The sequence below is a fragment of the Malaciobacter pacificus genome, from assembly GCF_004214795.1.
GTDB classification, from domain to species: domain Bacteria; phylum Campylobacterota; class Campylobacteria; order Campylobacterales; family Arcobacteraceae; genus Malaciobacter_A; species Malaciobacter_A pacificus.
Genome location: NZ_CP035928.1, coordinates 631826 through 651318 on the forward strand (window position 1 = coordinate 631826; position 19493 = coordinate 651318).

The 19493-nt window shown below is 26.7% G+C and carries 16 protein-coding genes; 12 read left to right on the forward strand and 4 right to left on the reverse strand.

Going from position 1 to position 19493, the window contains the following annotated elements:
* Positions 1-269: 269 nt before the first annotated feature.
* The 9 genes from APAC_RS03200 to APAC_RS03240 all read left to right on the forward strand — a co-directional run bounded on the left by APAC_RS03200 (position 270) and on the right by APAC_RS03240 (position 12293).
* On the forward strand, positions 270-707 hold the full coding sequence (locus APAC_RS03200) for a hypothetical protein (protein ID WP_130232741.1): 438 nt from the start codon (positions 270-272) through the stop codon (positions 705-707).
* Positions 708-766: 59 nt separating this feature from the next.
* Positions 767-1471 (forward strand): SDR family NAD(P)-dependent oxidoreductase, encoded by a 705-nt coding sequence (locus APAC_RS03205; protein WP_130232742.1) that lies wholly within the window; start codon positions 767-769, stop codon positions 1469-1471.
* 27 nt (positions 1472-1498) lie between these two features.
* Complete coding sequence (locus APAC_RS03210) at positions 1499-3529, forward strand: methyl-accepting chemotaxis protein (protein ID WP_130232743.1); 2031 nt, start codon at positions 1499-1501, stop codon at positions 3527-3529.
* A gap of 96 nt (positions 3530-3625) precedes the next feature.
* Positions 3626-4261, forward strand: a complete 636-nt coding sequence (locus tag APAC_RS03215) for a TetR/AcrR family transcriptional regulator (RefSeq protein ID WP_130232744.1) — start codon at positions 3626-3628, stop codon at positions 4259-4261.
* Positions 4258-6024 (forward strand): TolC family protein, encoded by a 1767-nt coding sequence (locus APAC_RS03220; RefSeq protein ID WP_130232745.1) that lies wholly within the window; start codon positions 4258-4260, stop codon positions 6022-6024. Before APAC_RS03215 ends, APAC_RS03220 begins: the two co-directional genes overlap by 4 nt.
* Positions 6014-7117 carry an efflux RND transporter periplasmic adaptor subunit gene (locus APAC_RS03225; RefSeq protein ID WP_130232746.1) on the forward strand — a complete coding sequence of 368 codons (1104 nt, stop codon included), beginning with the start codon at positions 6014-6016 and terminating at the stop codon, positions 7115-7117. Before APAC_RS03220 ends, APAC_RS03225 begins: the two co-directional genes overlap by 11 nt.
* Before the next feature lies 1 nt (position 7118).
* Positions 7119-10166 (forward strand): efflux RND transporter permease subunit, encoded by a 3048-nt coding sequence (locus APAC_RS03230; RefSeq protein ID WP_130232747.1) that lies wholly within the window; start codon positions 7119-7121, stop codon positions 10164-10166.
* 2 nt (positions 10167-10168) lie between these two features.
* A complete protein-coding gene (locus tag APAC_RS03235) occupies positions 10169-11458 on the forward strand; it encodes a dicarboxylate/amino acid:cation symporter (RefSeq protein ID WP_130232748.1) in 1290 nt (429 codons plus the stop codon).
* Positions 11448-12293, forward strand: coding sequence for a patatin-like phospholipase family protein (locus tag APAC_RS03240; protein WP_130232749.1), 846 nt, complete (start codon positions 11448-11450; stop codon positions 12291-12293). The genes APAC_RS03235 and APAC_RS03240 overlap by 11 nt, the downstream gene beginning before the upstream one ends.
* 10 nt (positions 12294-12303) lie before the next feature.
* Here APAC_RS03240 and nhaA read toward each other — a convergent pair whose 3' ends face one another.
* Positions 12304-13608 (reverse strand): Na+/H+ antiporter NhaA, encoded by a 1305-nt coding sequence (gene nhaA / locus APAC_RS03245; RefSeq protein WP_130232750.1) that lies wholly within the window; start codon positions 13606-13608, stop codon positions 12304-12306.
* Between the two features lie 12 nt (positions 13609-13620).
* Positions 13621-13986 (reverse strand): Fur family transcriptional regulator, encoded by a 366-nt coding sequence (locus APAC_RS03250; RefSeq protein WP_130232751.1) that lies wholly within the window; start codon positions 13984-13986, stop codon positions 13621-13623.
* 118 nt (positions 13987-14104) lie between these two features.
* Between APAC_RS03250 and APAC_RS03255 the strand changes: the two genes are divergently transcribed.
* From APAC_RS03255 to APAC_RS03265, 3 genes are all read left to right on the forward strand, one after another.
* Entirely contained in the window at positions 14105-15001 is an 897-nt protein-coding gene (locus APAC_RS03255) for a metal ABC transporter solute-binding protein, Zn/Mn family (RefSeq protein ID WP_130232752.1), read from the forward strand.
* Positions 14998-16350 carry a HoxN/HupN/NixA family nickel/cobalt transporter gene (locus tag APAC_RS03260; protein ID WP_130232753.1) on the forward strand — a complete coding sequence of 451 codons (1353 nt, stop codon included), beginning with the start codon at positions 14998-15000 and terminating at the stop codon, positions 16348-16350. The genes APAC_RS03255 and APAC_RS03260 overlap by 4 nt, the downstream gene beginning before the upstream one ends.
* A gap of 65 nt (positions 16351-16415) precedes the next feature.
* A complete protein-coding gene (locus tag APAC_RS03265) occupies positions 16416-16757 on the forward strand; it encodes a cupin domain-containing protein (RefSeq protein ID WP_130232754.1) in 342 nt (113 codons plus the stop codon).
* Here APAC_RS03265 and APAC_RS03270 read toward each other — a convergent pair.
* Both APAC_RS03270 and APAC_RS03275 read right to left on the reverse strand, forming a co-directional pair.
* A complete protein-coding gene (locus APAC_RS03270) occupies positions 16754-18256 on the reverse strand; it encodes an aminotransferase class I/II-fold pyridoxal phosphate-dependent enzyme (RefSeq protein WP_130232755.1) in 1503 nt (500 codons plus the stop codon). The two genes, APAC_RS03265 and APAC_RS03270, sit on opposite strands and share 4 nt — an antisense overlap.
* Positions 18257-18265: 9 nt before the next feature.
* On the reverse strand, positions 18266-19426 hold the full coding sequence (locus APAC_RS03275; RefSeq protein WP_130232756.1) for a trans-sulfuration enzyme family protein: 1161 nt from the start codon (positions 19424-19426) through the stop codon (positions 18266-18268).
* Positions 19427-19493: the final 67 nt, after the last annotated feature.

Consider the following 19493-nt stretch of genomic DNA (forward strand, 5'->3'; position numbering starts at 1 on the left):
TTAATTTTACATAAGGATATCGTATCAAAATTCTATTTATCACACTATTTTTTACATTTAGTTTATTCGCTAATTTTGAAAATGATTTCAAAGATTTAGAGAATAAAAAAGAACAAATTATTAATAATTATAAAATTCGAATAGAACTTGCGAAAATTGAGGATAAAAAAATTAGATATGAAATATTAAGTAATACTTTAAAATGTATTAATAATTCTAGAAGTAGTACAGAGTTAGATGCTTGTAAAGCACAAGAAAATTCAATTTTAATGGATTATATAAATAAAGACTTTGATAGTAGTAAAGAGTTTACTATTATCAAAAATAGAGTTTTAATTGAGTATAAGGCTAAGTACTTAAAGACAAAACAGAAAGTAAAAAAAGAACTTATAAATCAAACTTTAAAATGCATAAAAACTTCAAAAAACTCTAATGATATAAATAGTTGTAAACACAATGAATCAATTAATTTAGAAAAAATATATCTTAGCTATGAAGATAATCCAAGATTAAAAAATATTATTGATAAAGATGAATTAATAAATAGATATCAAATAAGAATTGAAATGGCAAAACTTGATAATGATATCTCAAAAGTTGAAATTTTTTCAAAGACTCTAAAGTGTTTTGAATCTTCACGAACAAAAAGAGATATCTATTTTTGTAAAAATAATGAGAAGAACAGAATTATTAAATATCTAAACTGATTTTTAATATAAACTTGCTTATAATAAGTACAAAATATATATAATGAGGAGAGATCATTATGTCAAAAAAAGTACTTATAACTGGTGGTAACAAAGGGATAGGTCTTTGTGTTTCAAGAGCTATGTTAGAGTTTGGATATGAAATAGTAATTGTAGCAAGAGATTTTGAAGATTGTCCAATAGTTGGTGTTGAAAATGTTACAGCTATTGAATATGATTTATCAGATGTTGATAATTTACCAAAGCTTATGGAAGAGGTTGGTGAAGTTGATATTCTAATCAATAACGCTGGATATATGCAACCTAAATATACTTATGATAACTATCCTAAAGAAGCAAAAGAGCATCTTATGAATGTTGATTTACACACTCCCGTTGAATTAATGAACCTAGTTAGTGTTTCAATGAAAAAGAAAAAATTTGGAAGAATCGTAAACACAGCTTCAATTGCAGGACAAATTGGACATCCTGATGTTTGGTATGGTATTGCAAAAGCTGGACTTATAAATGCAACAAAAATATATGCAAAACTATTAGGGACTGATGGAATTACAGTTAATTGTGTTGCACCAAGTGCAGCTGAAACTGGAATGCAAAAAGATAATGATGAGGCAAGAAAAAAGGCTTTTAAAGCAGCAGTTGTAACAAACAGATTTGCTGAACCTGAAGAAGTAGCGAAAGCTATTGTTTGGTTAGCAACGGATTGTCCTGAGTATATAAATGGAATAACAATAGATATAAATAATTGTTTTTATCCAAGGTAAAGTTAAAAAAATTAGTAGGGAATAGTAATGTTTAAAAATACAACGATTAGATCAACTATGATGATTTTTTCATCAATAATTATAATAGTTGCAATATCAAATATGGTAATTAGCTACTTAAATTTAAGTAGTGTAAATAAAAAAGTAGAGAGTCAAGCAAATGATGTATTACCAATTTCATTTGAGTTATTAGCTTTAGAAAAAAATACAATTCAAATACAACAGTGGCTTACAGATATATCTGCAACTAGAGGTGCTGAAGGTTATGATGATGGTTTTAGTGAAGCAAAAGTATATTTTGAAAAAGCAAATAAAAATATTGATAGATTAATTGAATTAAATAAATTAAATAATCATTTAGAGCAAATTCCTATTTTAGACTCATTTAGAAATGATCTAAAATCTTTTTATGAAATGGGTTATAAAATGGCAGAGGTTTATATAAAAGATGGTCCAGAGTTTGGAAATAAAATGATGGAAAAATTTGATCCATATGCCACAAAAATAACAACTCAACTTCAAAAAATGATTTCATATGAAGAGGAAATAAATAGAAGTCTTGAAAAAGATATTGTTGATTCTGTTCATGCTTCATTGACTATTAGTATTTTACTAGGATTCTTACTATTGATTGTACTTACTATTATTTTTGTAAGCTTGTATTATAAAACTGTTCCAAAAATTGAGGCTTTTGAACATGGTTTAAAAGATTTCTTTAGATTTTTAAATAAAGAAACAAAAGAGGTTGTTCTATTAGATGATAGTACAGATGATGATATTGGTCAGATGTCAAAGGTTATTAATGAAAATATTAAGAAAACTCAAAAAGATATTTTAAGAGATAGTGAATTTATTGCAGATGTTACTAGATTTGTAAATGAACTAAAATCTGGAAATATGTTAGCTAAAATTGAAAAAGATACAGATTCTCAAGACTTAAAGGAACTTAGAAAATTATTGATTGAATTACAAGATTATTTAGAACATACAATTGCAAGAGATTTAAATAGATTGCTTGACATACTATCTAGTTTTAGCAGATATGATTATACTCCAAGATTTGAAAATGCTTATGGAAAAGTAGCAGTTGCTGTTAATGAACTTGGTGATGCTATTACTTCTATGTTAATTGAAAATAAATCAAATGGTTTAACATTAGAGCAAAATTCAAAAACTTTGATGAATAATGTACATGAATTAAGTAATTCATCAACTAGTGCAGCAGCTTCACTAGAGCAAACAGCAGCAGCTTTAGAAGAGATAACTTCTACAATTAAAAATGATAATGTAAAAGTAAATCAGATGTCACAATATGCAAATGAATTATCTTCTTCTTCAACAAAAGGTCAAACATTAGCTTCTCAAACAACAAATGCAATGGATGAAATAAATGATAAAGTAACAGCTATTAATGAAGCAATTTCAGTAATTGACCAAATAGCATTCCAAACAAATATTTTATCATTAAACGCTGCAGTTGAAGCAGCAACAGCTGGTGAAGCTGGTAAAGGATTTGCTGTAGTTGCACAAGAGGTTAGAAACTTAGCTTCAAGAAGTGCAGAGGCTGCTAAAGAGATTAAAGATTTAGTAGAAGATGCTACACTAAAAGCAAATAGTGGTAAAACTATTGCTTCTGAGATGATTGAAGGTTATAATGGTTTAAATGAGAATATTGCTAAGACTTTAGAGTTAATTAAAGATGTTGAAAGTTCATCAAAAGAACAATTAGCTGGAATTTCTCAAATAAATGATGCAGTTACTTCTCTTGATAAACAAACACAACAAAATGCAGAAGTGGCTTCAGTGACTAAAACTATTGCTGAGTCAACTCAAACTATTGCACATACTGTTGTTGAAAACGCAAATGCTAAAGATTTCAAAGGTAAAGATACAGTAGTAGCAAAGAAGGTTGAATTAGCTCATCAAGTTAATGTGAGTAGTTCTACTGTGACTACTTCAAAACCTAAAATTGTAGAGCCTAGACCTATTAAAACAACAACTAATTCAAATACTATTATTTCATCAAATAATGATAATGATGAATGGGAAAGTTTTTAAAATCAAAAAAGTGACTATTTAAGGTTACTTTTTTTTATTATTAATTTAGAATAAATGTTCTATAATTAGAATAAATGTTCTAATTAAAGGACTAAAATGCTAATAAGAAAAGAACAAATCTTACAAACATCCTTAAAACTTTTTAATGAAAAAGGTTGTTTAAATACTTCAACAAGACATATAGCTGATGAATTGAATATTAGTGTAGGGAATCTTTATTATTATTTTAAAAATAAAGAAGAGATAGTAATAGAGCTTTTTTTAAGATATTTAGAAAAGGTTTTTAAGAATGTCACTAACTTAAATTATGAAAAAGATGAGATATTTTTATTAAAAGAATTTTTATTAGATAATTTAGAAATAGAGATAGAGTATAGGTTTTTTCATTTAGAATTAAATTTATTAGTTATCTCTTTTTCTAAATTTAAACAAATAATGCAAACTCAATTAAAAAGTGAAATAGAACTAATAACACAATTAATCAAGCACCAAATAAAATATGGTTACATAAAAGAACTAGATGAAAATGAAATAGAATTCTTTGTATCTAATATTTGGATTGTTGTAACAAATAATGTCTTATATTGGAGTTTACAAGAGCATGATATTTTTTCACTTACTAAAAAAGCTGCATTAAATAAATATTATTTAATAAAACCATATTTAACAAAGAAAAGTTTAGATAATGAAAATATAAAAGATATTGAAAAAGTATTAAAGGATAAGAGATGAGAGTTTTTAGATTTATAGTTTTCATTTTTTTTATAGTAGATTTTTCTATTGCAAGTGAATATGAAATTGATATATATTTAGATAATGAAGTTTCATTTTATTCTCAAGCTATAAAAAAAGAGACAAAAACACTTTTGGATTTAGATGATAATATAACTTATAAATTTAACTCTTGCGAAAAACAAGATTGTGCTAATTTAATAAAAATAAATAAGGATTCTATTTTTGTATTTAAGAGTCAAAATAGTTTTAAAAGTACAAAAAATCATGTAATAAACTATGATAAGATAATAACCTTATATGATGAAAATAGAGTTATAAGAACTACTAGTATCTCTATTTTAGAACTTTTAAAAGAAAACATTAAAAAAAAGAGTATATATTTAAAAAGTGATTATATAAATAATGATGAAGAAAAAATAGATAAAAATCTAAAAAAATATTCATTATTAGATATTTATAATTTAATTGATAAAAATAATCTAACATTAAAGCAAAACATTAATGAACTGACTTTTAGTAAACTAAATAAGGATGAAGCAGTAAGTTTATATAAGCCAAAAGTAGAATTATTTGCAGATGTCATTCAAATAGATGCAGATAGAGCCAAATATAGTTCAGGACTTTATTCTGAAGGTACAGTTGATTATGGTTTAAAAGTAACTCAATTAATCTATTCAAATCAAGTGATAAAAAATATAGAAATAAAAAAATACCTAGATAAATCTGTTAAAAATAGAGTTAAAAATGAGAAAAATGAAGTAATTTATAAATCAATTCTAACTTATTTAAATATTTTAAAGCTAAAAAAATATAATGATATTATCAATGTTAAAAAAGATTTTATTACTAAAAACTTGCAGTTATCAAATCAAAGAGTTCAAATTGGTGTTCAAAATAGAAGTGATATTTATAGGTGGAAAAATGAACTTGCTAGTGTAAATATTGAACTTGCCAACTCTTTAAAACAGTTAGAAAATTTAAAGCTAAATTTATCAAATATGATTTTATTAGATGAGAAGTATGATTTAGAAAATTATGGTTTATACTCTTCAATATTTAAAATAAATGATAATACTGCGATAAAATATATCAATAATGAAAAAATTCAAGATTATTTCTTCGAAAATATGATTTTTAAACATCCCTCTTTAAAATATATCGATGAATTAATAAATGCAAAAAATGAACAGTATGATATGAATAAACAATCAAGATATTTGCCTACAGTTTCTTTACAAGCTCAAGGTAAAAAAATAGAAGATAGGTATGGAAGCGCATCTAATTTTCCTAGACCTTGGGATAACAACGAATTACAAGTTGTTTTAAATTTAAATTTGCCTTTATATGAAGGTGGAAAAAAATCACTTGATATTCAAAGAAGTGAAGTAGAGCTTTTAAATTTAAAGCTAAAATATAATGAAGTTAAGAATCTAATTAAAACTAATCTTTTACAAAACTATGATTCTATAAAAAAGAGTTATTCTAAAATTAAATATTCTCAAGAGTCTCAATCTTTTTCTAAAAAAAATTATGCTTTAGTTTTGGATAGATATAAAAAAGGTAAAGAAAATATTATATCTGTACTTGATGCTCAAAATTCATATATTGTTTCAAGATTAAATAAAAACATTTCAATAATTGACTATTTAGCTGACTTAACTTCAATATATTATTTTACTGGAAATATTGATGTATTAATAGATAAAAATAAAAAAATAGAATTAGAAAAAGAGATATTAAGGATTGTAAATGAGAACTAATTATTTATTATGGATACTAGTAGTTTTATTTTTTAGTGCTTGTGAAGATGTAAATAAAAAACAAGAAATAAAAGATAACAATAAAACAGTTTTTGCAACTAATGTAAAATTAAAAGATGATAATCAAAATAGGATTTTCTATGCCACAGCTACAACAACTAATCAAATAAAAACAAGTTTTAAGGTTCAAGGAAATATAAAAAAACTTGATTTAAAAATTGGTGATGAGGTTAGTAAAAATCAATTGATTTCAAAGCTAGATTCAAAGCCTTATGAATTAAAAGTATCTCAAGTTAGATATGGACTTAGTGAAGCAAAAGCTAGTCTAAAAAATGCCCAAAGTAATTATGAAAGAGTAAAGAAATTATATATAAACCAAAATGCCAGTACAAGTGATATAGACAACGCAAAGGCAAAACTAGATGCCTCAAAAGCAAAAGTAAAAAACATATTACAAGAATTGGAGTATGCAAAACTTCAAGAGTCATATACAAAATTGTATTCACCAATTGATGGTTATATTTCTTCAAAATTTGCACAAGAAAATGAAAATATTCAAGCAGGTATGCCTATTGTTTTAATTAGTGATAAATTAGTAAATGAAGTTCATGTTCAAGTCCCTGAAGATTTTGTAAATAAATTAAAAAAAGATGATGAAGTTAAGGTATTATTTAACTCAATTTCAAAGAAAACATATAATGGAAAAATATCAGAAATATCAAAGTTTTCTTCACAAAATGAGAAGTTATATTTAGTAATTATCAAACTTCTAAACAGTGATGAACAGATAAAAATAGGGATGTCAGGAGAAGTATATTTTAATATAAATGAAAATATGAACTCTTCTGTTTATTTAGTTCCTTCTAGTAGTGTATTAAGTGATGGAGATAATCATTTTGTGTATGTTTTATCTAAGGATGAAAATTTATACTTAATACAAAAACAAGAAGTGAAAGTAGGTGAATTAAGTAGTGCTGGCTATGAAATAACAGAAGGACTAAATAGTAAAGATTTAGTTTTAAAAGCAGGTATGAGTGAAGTATTTGAAGGAATGAAAGTAGAGCTTGGAAATAAAAAAGAATTAGGATTATAAGATGAATATTACATCTTTTGCATTAAAAAATGACAAAGTAACTATTGTTTTTTCTTTATTGATTTTTATTTATGGTGTAATTACTTTTATAGATTTGCCAAGGGCTAAAGACCCAGGATTTATCATAAGAACTGCAACAGTTGTCACTTATTTTCCTGGTGCTAGTGCAAAAAGAGTTGAGCAGCTAGTAACAGATAAATTAGAAAAAGAGATACAACAAATGAGTGAAATTGATTTTATTAAATCAACTTCAAAAAATGGTGTATCAATAATTTTTGTTAATATCTTAGAAAAATATAAAAATATGCGTCCAATTTGGGACAGTCTTAGAAGAAAAGTTCAAGATGGTTCAAGAAGTTTGCCTCAAGGGACATTAACTCCTATTGTAAATGATGAGTTTGGAGATGTTTATGGAACATTAATCTCAATACAAAGTGATGGATTAAGTTATAGAGAATTAGAAGATATTTCAAATGATACAAAAGATATTTTCTTAAGATTAGATGATGTAGCAAAAATCGAGATTTTAGGTATACAAAATCAAGCAGTATATATTGAGTATGATAACTCAAAATTATCTAGTTTAAATCTTAGTGCAAGTTACATAAAAACAATTTTAGAATCTAAAAATATAGTTTTATCAGGTGGGAATATAAAGCTTGAAAAAAATAGATTATCTATAGAACCAACAGGAAATTATGAAGATATAGAACAAATTAAAAATACTTTGATTCCTTTAAATACAGGAGAAAAAATATACTTAAAAGATATTGCAAAAATAAGATATGAGTATAAAACACCAAGTAATTTTATAGTTCAAAAAGATTCAAAAGATGCTGTTTTATTAGCAGTTTCGATGAAAGATGATGGAGATATTATTAAATTAGGAGAGCAAATAGATGCTTTACTTGTTTCTGTTCAGGATAAATTACCATTAGGAGTTTATTTAGATAGATTATTTAATGAACCAAAAGTTGTAGATAGAATAGTTAGTAATTTTGTAATTAATTTACTTCAAGCTATGGCTTTAGTAATAATAGTAATGTTATTCTCACTTGGATTTAGAACAGGTATGATTGTAGCCTTACTTATACCTATGTCTATACTTTTATCTTTTATTATTATGTCTATATTTGATATTTGGTTAGATCAAGTATCTTTAGCAGCTCTTATTATATCTTTGGGATTATTAGTAGATAGTGCTATTGTAATGAGTGAATCTATTATGGTTTTAATGCAAAAAGGTAAAAGTGTTGTTGAAGCTTCCATAAAAAGTGCAAATGAATTAAAAATACCACTATTAACATCAGCATTGACAACATCAGCTGCTTTTTTACCAATATTTTTAGCAAAATCAACTACTGGAGAATATACAAACTCTATTTTTAAAGTAGTAACAATCACACTTTTATCTTCATGGGTTTTAGCTTTAACTTTAACGCCAGTTTTAAGTAAATATTTTATGAAAAAGGGAATTAAAGCAAAAATAAAAGAGTCTTTTCTTTCTAGCTTTTATAAAGCAAGTTTAGTTTTTGCAATTTCAAATAAAACAGTTACTTTAATAGTAACTATAGTTTTATTTATAGGTTCATTACTTTTATTTGAAAATGTACCAAAAAAGTTTTTCCCTCCTTCTAGTGAATCTACTTTTACTGTAGAAATAAATTTACCAGTTGGAACAGCTATTGAAACTACTTTAGATAGTGTAAAACAAATAGAGAACTTCATAAAAGAAAAATATATGAAAGAGGAAAAAGAAGTTATTAATTTTGTCTCTTTTATTGGTGAAAGTGCTCCTAGGTTTTGGTTGTCTTATGACCAAGAGTTAGCAAGTAGTGAATATAGTACCATTTTAGTTAATTTAAAAGATACTCAAAATATAAATGAAATTAGAAAAGATATAGAAGATTTTGCAAAATCAAAATTTCCTGATATGCAAATAAGTGCAAAAACATTAAATATGGGACCACCTGTTAAAAAACCTATAGAGATTAGAATTAGTGGGAAAGATATAGATAAATTATCACTAATGAGTTCTAAAATAAAACAGGAATTATCAAAGATAGATGGTGTTGTAAATATATCTGATGACTGGGGTTTAAAGAATAAAAAAATAATAGTAAATATTGATGAATCAAAAGCCTTGAAAGAAGGGATTTCAAACCTAGATATTGCAGTTTCTCTTCAAACAGCTGTAAGTGGTTTTGAGGTTACTACATTTAGAAAAGATGATAAACTTATACCTCTTATTTTAAGGTCAAATGAAAATACAAAAGATGATATAGATAGATTAAAAACAATAAATGTTTATTCTCAATCAACAGGTAAAAATATACCTTTATCTCAAGTTGCAAAAATAGATGTAGTTTATGAAGAATCAAAAATAATAAGAAGAGATAGATTAAAAACTATTACAATTGGAAGTGCAATTAAAGATGGTTATAATGCAATTGATGTTTTTGATGAAATTAAACCTTGGTTGGATGAATATTCAAAAAGATTTGATTTAGGATATTTTTATGAATTTGGAGGAGAATATGAAGCTAGTGCAAAGGCTAATGAATCAATAATTGTAAATCTGCCTATCGCTTTTATGGTAATTCTTCTTTTAATGGTTGCCCAGTTTAATTCTATACGAAAACCTTTTATTATATTAACTGCAATTCCCCTTGGTATTATAGGAGTTAGTTTTGGATTATTTATTACAAATTCATATTTTGGATTTATGACATTACTAGGAATTATATCCTTAAGTGGTATTGTAATTAATAATGCAATTGTTTTATTAGAAAGAATAAAATTAGAACAAGTAGAAAATAGATTAAGTCCTTATGATGCTGTACTACAAGCTAGTCTAAGTAGATTTAGACCTATTGTACTTACAACTTTGACAACTGTTTTAGGTTTAGTTCCTTTATGGTATAGTGGAGGAATTATGTGGGAACCTATGGCTATATCTATAATTTTTGGTTTATTAGTATCAACAATATTTACTTTATTGTTTGTTCCCGTTTTATATTCTATTTTCTATAAAGTAAAAAAGGTATGACTATGTTAAAACAGTTGTGGTTTAAAGTTTTAATAGGTATGTTTTTAGGAATTGTATGTGGTTTGATTTTATCACCTAATGCTTTTGCAATTATTCCTGAAAATATAGCTTTGAGTATTGCACCTTGGATTGCTTTAGTTGGTAATATATTTTTAGCACTTATTAAAATGGTAGTTATTCCTTTAGTTATGAGTTCAATAATTTTAGGTATTACAAGTGCAGGTAATCCAGAAATATTAAAAAATCTTGGACTTAAAATAGCCCCTTATTTTGTTTTAACTACGACAGTTGCTGTTATTATTGGTATTATTATTACCTATTTATTAAAACCTGGATTATATGTATCCCCTGATATTTTAAATAGTATTGAAATTACAGCAGTTGAGGTTTCAAAAAATTTAAAAGATATTTCTGTTCCTGATATGATTGTTGATTTAATTCCTGTTAATAACGCAAAAGCTGAATTAGATGGGAATATTTTAGCCTTTGTAATTTTATCAATATTTATTGGAGTTGCTTTATTAAATATTGAAGATGATGATGCAAGACCTTTAAAAGATTTAGCAAAATCTTTACAAGCATTTTCTATGAAAGTTGTTGAGTGGGCTATGAAATTAGCTCCTTATGCGGTATTTGGACTACTTTGTAATATCACAATAAAAATAGGTTTTGATGCTATTTCTTCAATGTTTATGTATGTTTTAACTGTGATTATAGGTTTAGGCTTACTTTTAGTTTTCTATTTAATTATTGTCTACTTTTCATCAAATTTAAGACCAATAGATTTTTTAAGTAAAATAAGAGAAGTTCAACTAATGGCATTTTCAACTTCATCTTCTGCTGCTGTTATGCCATTATCTATTAAGACAGCACAAGATAAATTAAATGTTCCAACTACAATCTCAAAATTTGTAATACCTTTAGGTGCAACTGTAAATATGGATGGAACGGCACTTTATCAAGTTTGTGCTGCAATATTTTTAACACAACTTTTTGGTATTGATTTAACATTTATAGAAATTATAGTTTTAGCTTTCACTACTGTTGCAGCATCAATTGGAGCTCCAAGTACACCAGGAGTTGGTATTGTTATATTAGCTACAATATTACAAGGTATCGGAGTTCCTGTTGAAGGAATAGCTCTTATTTTAGGAGTAGATAGAATTCTAGATATGTGTAGAACTACTGTAAATGTTACAGGGGATTTAACAGCAAGTTTAGTTATGAAAAAACTAACAGGATACTCAAATGTATCAGAAAAGTCAGCAAGAAAGGTTGTTCATGAAAGCTAAAAAAAGCGTTTCTTTAGTTCTTGGAAGTGGTGGTGCTAGAGGTTATACACATATTGGTATAATAAATGAGTTAGAAAAACAAGGCTATGAAATAAAATCTGTTTGCGGATCGTCAATGGGAGCACTAGTTGGTGGATTATATGCAGCAGGTAAGTTAGAAGAATATCAAAAGTGGGTGTCTAATTTTAATGTAATAGATATTTTAAAACTTATTGACTTTTCTTTTAATAAAGATGGAATGATAAAAGCAGATAAAGTTTTTGCAAAAATCGAAGAGATTATTGGTGATGTTTGTATTGAAGATTTGCCTATTTCTTTTACTGCTACTGCAACTGATATTGTAAATAAAAAAGAAGTTTGGCTTCAAAAAGGAAGCTTAAAAGATGCAATTAGAGCTTCAATTGCAATTCCTACTATTTTTACTCCAAAACAATTAAATGGCAAAACTCTTTTTGATGGTGGGATATTAAATCCAATCCCAATTTTACCAACTGCTTCAGAGTTTACAGATTTGATTATAGCAGTGAATTTAAATAGTGATGTAAAAGCTAAAAAAGAGCATCTTAAATTATTTAAAAAAGATAAAGGGTTTATTCAAAATAGTATAAGTGAATTCTTACAAAAGCATATCACAAAAAAAGAATCACTTAGTTATTTTCAGCTTATAAATAAATCAATAGAAACTATGCAAGAAATAATCTCAAGGCATCAACTAGCAAGCCATAGACCTGATATTATGATAGAAATTCCAAGTGATATTTGTGATTTTTATGATTTTCATAAAGCAAATGAATTAATAGAATATGGGAAAATTATAACTAAAGAGGTTTTATAAACAAAAGCTATTAAGCTTTTGTTTTATTTGACATAAGTATAAGTACTACACCTATTATGGCAGCTAAGAATGATGCTGCAAATACTCCAAGTTTAACTGCACTAATTGTACTTTCATCTAAGAAGGCTAAGTGAGTTATAAATATAGACATTGTAAAACCAATACCAGCTAGGAAACCTACTGCAAATATTTCATACCAAGATATATTATCTGGTTTTGAAACAATTTTAAGTTTTGTAGCTAAGTATGTAAAACCAAATACACCAATAGGTTTACCAATTAAAAGTCCAAATACAACGCCTAAAACAATCATTAAGTTTGCATTTACTGTTGAGAAATCAATTAAAACTCCAGCATTTGAAAATGCAAATAACGGCATAATAAAAAATGCAGATAATCCATGTAAATTGTGTTCTAATCTTACTAGAGGATTTTGAACTTTATCATATCCATAAGCAATTCCTTCTAAAGCATCAATTTGATGATGATTTAGTACAGGAGTTGGATCTTTGTGTTTTTCAAACTCTTCAATTGATTCTTTTGTTTTTTCTAAAAATCTCTCTTCATCAATTTTTGAGCTAATTGGAATAGCAAAGGCTAATAAAACACCAGCGATTGTTGCATGAATTCCTATTTCATGGATGAAAATCCATAAGAACACACCTAGTATTAAATATGGTAATAATTTTTTAACACCAAAATAGTTTAATGCCCAAATTAGAGCATAAGTAACTCCAGCGTGTAAAAAGTATTCTGCTTTTATTTCTGCTGTATAAACAGTAGCAACTACCATAACAGCACCTAAATCATCAACTACTGCAACTGCAACTAAAAATAGTTTTAATGCTGGATTTACTTTTGTTCCTAAAAGCATAAGTATACCAAGTGCAAATGCTATGTCTGTTGCCATAGGTACACCAAATCCTAATGGATTATCAGGATTTAAAGCAACATAAATAAGTGCAGGAATTGCCATTCCTCCAATTGCAGCTACTATTGGAAATGCTGCTTTATTAACAGTTGATAATTCTCCAATAACCATTTCTCTTTTTATCTCAAGTCCTACCATTAAGAAAAATAAAGCCATAAGTCCATCATCAATCCAATAGGTTAATGTCATAGAAATTGTTTTATCACCTAATGTTATTCCTAAAGGCATATGCCATAAGTCATAATAAGCTTGTCCCCAAGCAGAATTAGCAACTAAAACAGCTGCAACAGTTGCAATAAATAATAAAATACCACTAAGGGCTTCTTTATTTATAAAGTCTTGTATCGATGTAAATTTTTCAATTACAACATTTTTATCAATCATGATTTATTTCCTTTATATACAGTTTGGGCATAAGCCTTTGATTATTATTGTACCTATTTTATGATTTTCTAAATTTAGATTAAAATCTTTATGAATACATTCAATTTTTGAACAGTTAGTACAAATAAAGTGAGAGTGCTGTGTTTTTTGCATTTCAAAGTATCTTTTTTTATCATTTGATTCAAAAGAATAAATTATTTTTTCCTCTTCAAATTTTGAAACATTTCTGTAAAATGTAGCTTTATCCATTGATAAACTATCTTTAATATCTTCATAGCACAAAGGTTTATTAGATTCAATTAGAATTTCTAAAATAGCTCTTCTTGCATTTGTTAGTTTGATATTTGTATTATTTGTTATTTTGTCTAATTTGTTCATAGCAATATTATATCAATTTACTTTTTAAAATTACTTTTACAACTAAGTTGCATTAAAGTTATAGTTAATTAAAATTCGATAATCGCAACTAGGTTGCAAAAAAATAAAGGATTATTAGATGAAAAAACTATTTGTTGTTTTAATATTTTTGTTTTCTTGGACATTTTTAAGTGCAAAAGAGATTAGTGTAAGTATTTTACCTCAAAAATATTTTGTAGAAAAAATTGTGGGAGACAAGTTTAATGTAAATGTAATGGTAAAACCAGGATCCTCACCTGCTACATATGAGCCTAAAACATCTCAAATGAGAGATTTAGTTAAATCAGATATATATTTTTCAATTGATGTACCATTTGAAAAAGTGTGGTTAGAAAAATTTAAACAAAGTGCTAAAAATACACTTTTTGTAGATACTTCAAAGGGTATTGAAAAACTTGCGATGGAAGCACACTCTCATGGAGAAGAACAACACCATGAAGAAGATAAACATGAAGAACATGACCATGAAGAGCATGCACATGATCATGGAGGTTTAGACCCACACATTTGGTTAGACCCAATTTTAGTAAAAATACAAGCTAAAAATATTTATGATGCAGTTTCAAAAATAGATAGTAAAAATAGTGAATTTTATAAAGCCAATTACGAAGTATTTATAAAAGAACTAGAGCAATTAGATAATAACATTAAAGATATTTTAAAAGATGTAGAACATAAACCATTTATGGTATTTCATCCATCATGGGGATACTTTGCAAAGAGATATCATTTAGAACAAGTTTCAATTGAAGTAGAAGGGAAAGAGCCAAAACCTAATCAATTGGTTGAAATTATTGAAGATGCCAAAAAACATAATATTAAAGTAGTTTTTGTTGCACCTCAATTCTCACAAAATAGTGCAAAAACAATTTCAAAGAGTTTAAATGCAAATGTAGTTACAATCAATCCACTTAGTTTAAAATGGGATGAAGAGCTAATAATAACTGCAAAGGAAATTGAAAAAAGTTACAAATGATTAGAATAATTTTTCTAACACTTTTATTTACAAACCTTATTAATGCATGTTCTTTATGTGCAGTATACTCTCCAAGAACAGATGTATCAATACATATAAAAGCAGATAAAGAAGAGATAAAAACAGCAAAAGTTACATGGACTTTTGCTGCTGCTTTTAGTGACGAACTTTTAAAACTTTATGATTTAAATTTAGATGAGACTTTTGATGAAAAAGAGCTAACAATGATAGAAGATGCTCTTTTAGCTTATATTGAAACAAAAAACTTTTTGACTTTTATCTCTTACGATAAAGATATACAAAAAGAGTCTAGAAAAGTAGATGTTACTAACTATAAGTTTTCTTTTGATGGAAAGTCATTGTCTTTTGACTATGAGATAAGATTAAACTATAAAATTATTGATAAAAATAAACTTCATATTAGAATACATGATGATGGAGCATATTTTTTAATACTTTTTGATAAAAATAAACAATTTTTTAATATTCCATACAAAGTTAAAAAAGAGTATAAACCAAATAACATTACATACACTATAGATGCACCTTCATTGGCTAATAGTAATATAATTACCAAAGATGAAAATGTAAAATCTATTGAAGAACCTACATTAGAAGAAAAACTCACAGTTGAAGAGAAGAAAAAAGAGTTGACTTTTCTTGAAAAATATACAAAAGAGATTAAAAGATATTTAATAGAAATTGAAAAAGGTGAAGATAAATTAGCACTTGTATTTTTACTTTTTGCTTCATTTATTTATGGAGTAATTCACGCCCTTGGTCCAGGTCATGGAAAAGCTTTAGCATTTTCATATTTTTCAGCTCAAAAAAGTAGTTTTATTCAAGCTTTTAGTATTTCTTTAGCTACAGCATTTGTTCATATAATTGGAGCATTTATTTTAGTTGTAGTTTCTGTATTTGTACTTCAAAGTGTTTTAAATAGTTTTATTGAAGATTCAATTTCATATTTAACATCTCTTTGTGCAGTACTAATAATGATTTTATCACTATATATACTTTATAAAAAGTTAAAAAAGAAATCTTGTGATTGTTGTAAAAGAAAAAAACAAGATTTATTTTTTGTTTTAACAGCTGGTCTTATTCCTTGCCCTGGTACTGTTTTATTATTTGTATATGCATTTATTTTAGAGACTTATTTATCTGTATTACTTGCAAGTATTGCTATTAGTTTAGGTATGGGGATTGTGATTTTTGCTTCATCTTTCTTAGGATTATCTTTAAATAAAGTATCTGCAAAGTCACATAAATTAATTAACTTTTTAGAAATAGTTGCTCCTATATTTATGTTTATTTTAGGAGTATTCCTTCTATTTGGTTCTACTATTTAATTGATATAAATCAATTTTTAAAACTTTTTATATAGATATAATCCTTCAAAAAAAGGATTATATCAATGATTTCAAATAATATATTAAATGATCTAAACTACAATGAAAAAAAGCCAAGTATAAGTGTACTTTTTGAAAGTTCATTTTCAAAAGAGATTAGAATACTTTTAAAAGAAAATCAAATTATGAGTGAGCATAAAACACCATATCCTATAGTTGTTGAGGTATTTGATGGATGTGTTGATTTTGGTGTTGAAGGTAAGATTTATAATCTAATAAAAGGTGATATATTGACTTTAGAAGGAAATGTTCCCCATGATTTAAAAGCTACAAGTGATTGTATTATAAGGCTTAGTCTTAGTAAACTTGATAGTGTAAATAGAGTTAAAGGAGTTTTGAAACTTTAAATAAGTTTCTCAACTTTCTTAAACTCACTTATTAACTCTTCAATTGGTTCAATTCCAACAGAAATTCGAAGTAAGTCTTTTGGAAGACCAATTTTATTTAAAAAAGCTAGTCCTTCTTTTGTTTGAAGATAATCATAGTGAGCTAAATAAGTATAAGGCATAAGAAGAGTAAACTCTGTACCTAAACTAGGTCCTTTTGCTATATTAAGTTTATCATAGATTTTTTCAAAATCATTTGTGAATGTAACAGAAACTATTCCAACCCAAGAATTCTCATCAATCATCAGGTTTTCATAATTTACTTTGTTTTCCTCACTTAAACAATAAAAAATTTTATCAATAATTGGAGAGGTTTTAAAATACTCAACTAATTTTTTAGTATTTGAACTAATTTTCTTCATTCTTGATTTATAATCTTTTATCTCATATGCCATTCTTTGCAAATCTTTTATATATGGCATATCAGCATACTTAAAAAACTCATGACTTATATGAGAGATTTTAGAATCAGTATTTAAAATAATAGCTCCCATTAAAACATCAGCATTCCCACAAGCAAATTTTGTAAGTGATTCTATATAAATATCGGCATAAGATTTTAAATCAAGTAAATATGGTGTAGCAAAAGTAGAATCAATAACTAAAGGAATATTATACTTTTTACAAAGCTTTTTTAGTCTTGGAAGATTTGGGCATTTTAGAAGTGGGTTTGTTGGAACTTCAGTAATTATTGCTGAAACTCTTAGACCTTCATTTTCTAAGTATTTTTCTAAATCATCTAAATTTGATACATCATAGAATTTTTTATTCTCTTCAAAATAGTGCTCAACTATATTCATAGTATCAAGGTATAACCATCCTAGTTGAACTAAAACAGTTCTTCCATTTCTTGATTGAATATTTTTAATACCTCTTAAGGCACAATAAACTGCATTCATTCCAGATGGGTTTAAACAGATATTCTCTTTTGGTTGATTATATGCATCACTTAATATTGAAATAATATTATCATAAGATACTAATTGATCTTCATACTCTTCTTGATATTTCTCTTTTAATAATCCTACATCACAAAGATAATCTTGAGCAAGTCTAGAAGATAGGTTATATCCAACATGCTGAATATATTTTAAAACCTTTTGTAATTGTCTTGAACTTTTTTGTACAAGTATTACTCCAAATGGCTCATCTATTTCTATCTTATTATGAATATAGTATTTATTACTTACTATTTCAACCGCTTTTTGTGAACTTAAAAGTACCACTTCATATGCTTCATTTACTTTGTATTTATCTTCAATATAGTTTGCTAGTTGCCGTAAATATGGATGTAGTACAAATCTAGGATAAGCACTTTTGATTTTTTCTAAAATCTCAGGTGTTTGCTCTTCATAATCAATCACATCTTGTAAAGCAGGCATAGAAACTGATACCGCATGTATGTTATTTTGTGGTAAAGTTTGCCCACAAGGAATGTGATTAAAAAAACTATTACTCATATATTTTTACTACTTTACTGCTTGTTTAATATCTTCAATTAAATCTTCTATATTTTCTAATCCAATAGAAAATCTAACAGTACCTTCTGCTATTCCGATAGCTTCAAGTTCTTCTTTAGAAAAAGAGGCATGAGAGATTTTAGCAGGGATTTCAACTCTTGAATCAGGACTACCAAATGAACACTTTTCACCAAATATTTTTGTATTTTCAATAAACTTTTCTGCTAATTCTAAGCTTTCAAAATCTGCACTGAAAACTCCAGGAATATAATCCATTTGCTCTTTTGCCAAATCATACTGTGGGTGAGATTTTAGTGCAGGGTGAGTTACTTTAGTGATGTAATCTTGCTCTTCTAAGAATTCAGCAATTTTAATAGATACTTTTTCATGCTCTGCCATTCTAACTTTTAAAGTTGGAATACCAAGTGTGATTAAGTAAACATCCATAGGGTTTTGACTTCTACCATGGGCATTTGCATAGTAGTGAATTTCATCAGCTAACTCTTGTGTTTTAGCAACAATTGCACCAGCAACAACTGCTCCATGTCCTGAGATATATTTAGTTGTTGAAAATAGTGAAAAATCTGCACCAAGTTCAAGTGGTCGCTGAGATATAAAAGTTGCAAGAGAGTTATCAACTGCAAATAATGCATGATATTTTTTTGATAATTTTGCAACAGATTTTAAATCAATAATTTTAAGACCAGGATTTGTAGGAGACTCACATAAAACTAAATCAATAGGATTTTCACTTAAAATTTTTTCCATCTCATCAAACTCTAAAAAGTCTGCAAAATGAACTGTGATATTATATTTTTCTTTAAATACTTTTAATAATCTAAAAGTCCCACCATAACAATCTGCTTCAACTAAGATATGAGAGTTTGCTTTTAAAACTGTTTCAAATAAAAGTGCAACTGATGCAATTCCTGTATGAGTACATACACATCCAGCACCTCCTTCAACTTGAGTAAATAGATTTTCTAACATCTCTCTTGTTGGATTATCACTTCTTGTATAGTCGTAGATTTTACCACCATTAGAAGAGTCTTGTTTTTTTAAATCAAATGTTCCTGTATTATAAATAGGGAAGTGAGAAGCCCCTGCAACATCTTCAAATGGAGCAAATGCAGCAATATGGCTTAAATTTGTTTCTATATGTTTTTTCATGTCTTACCTATGTTTTTTGGGGATTATATCTAATTTTTTCTTTGAATAAAAATTAGCTAATAATTAA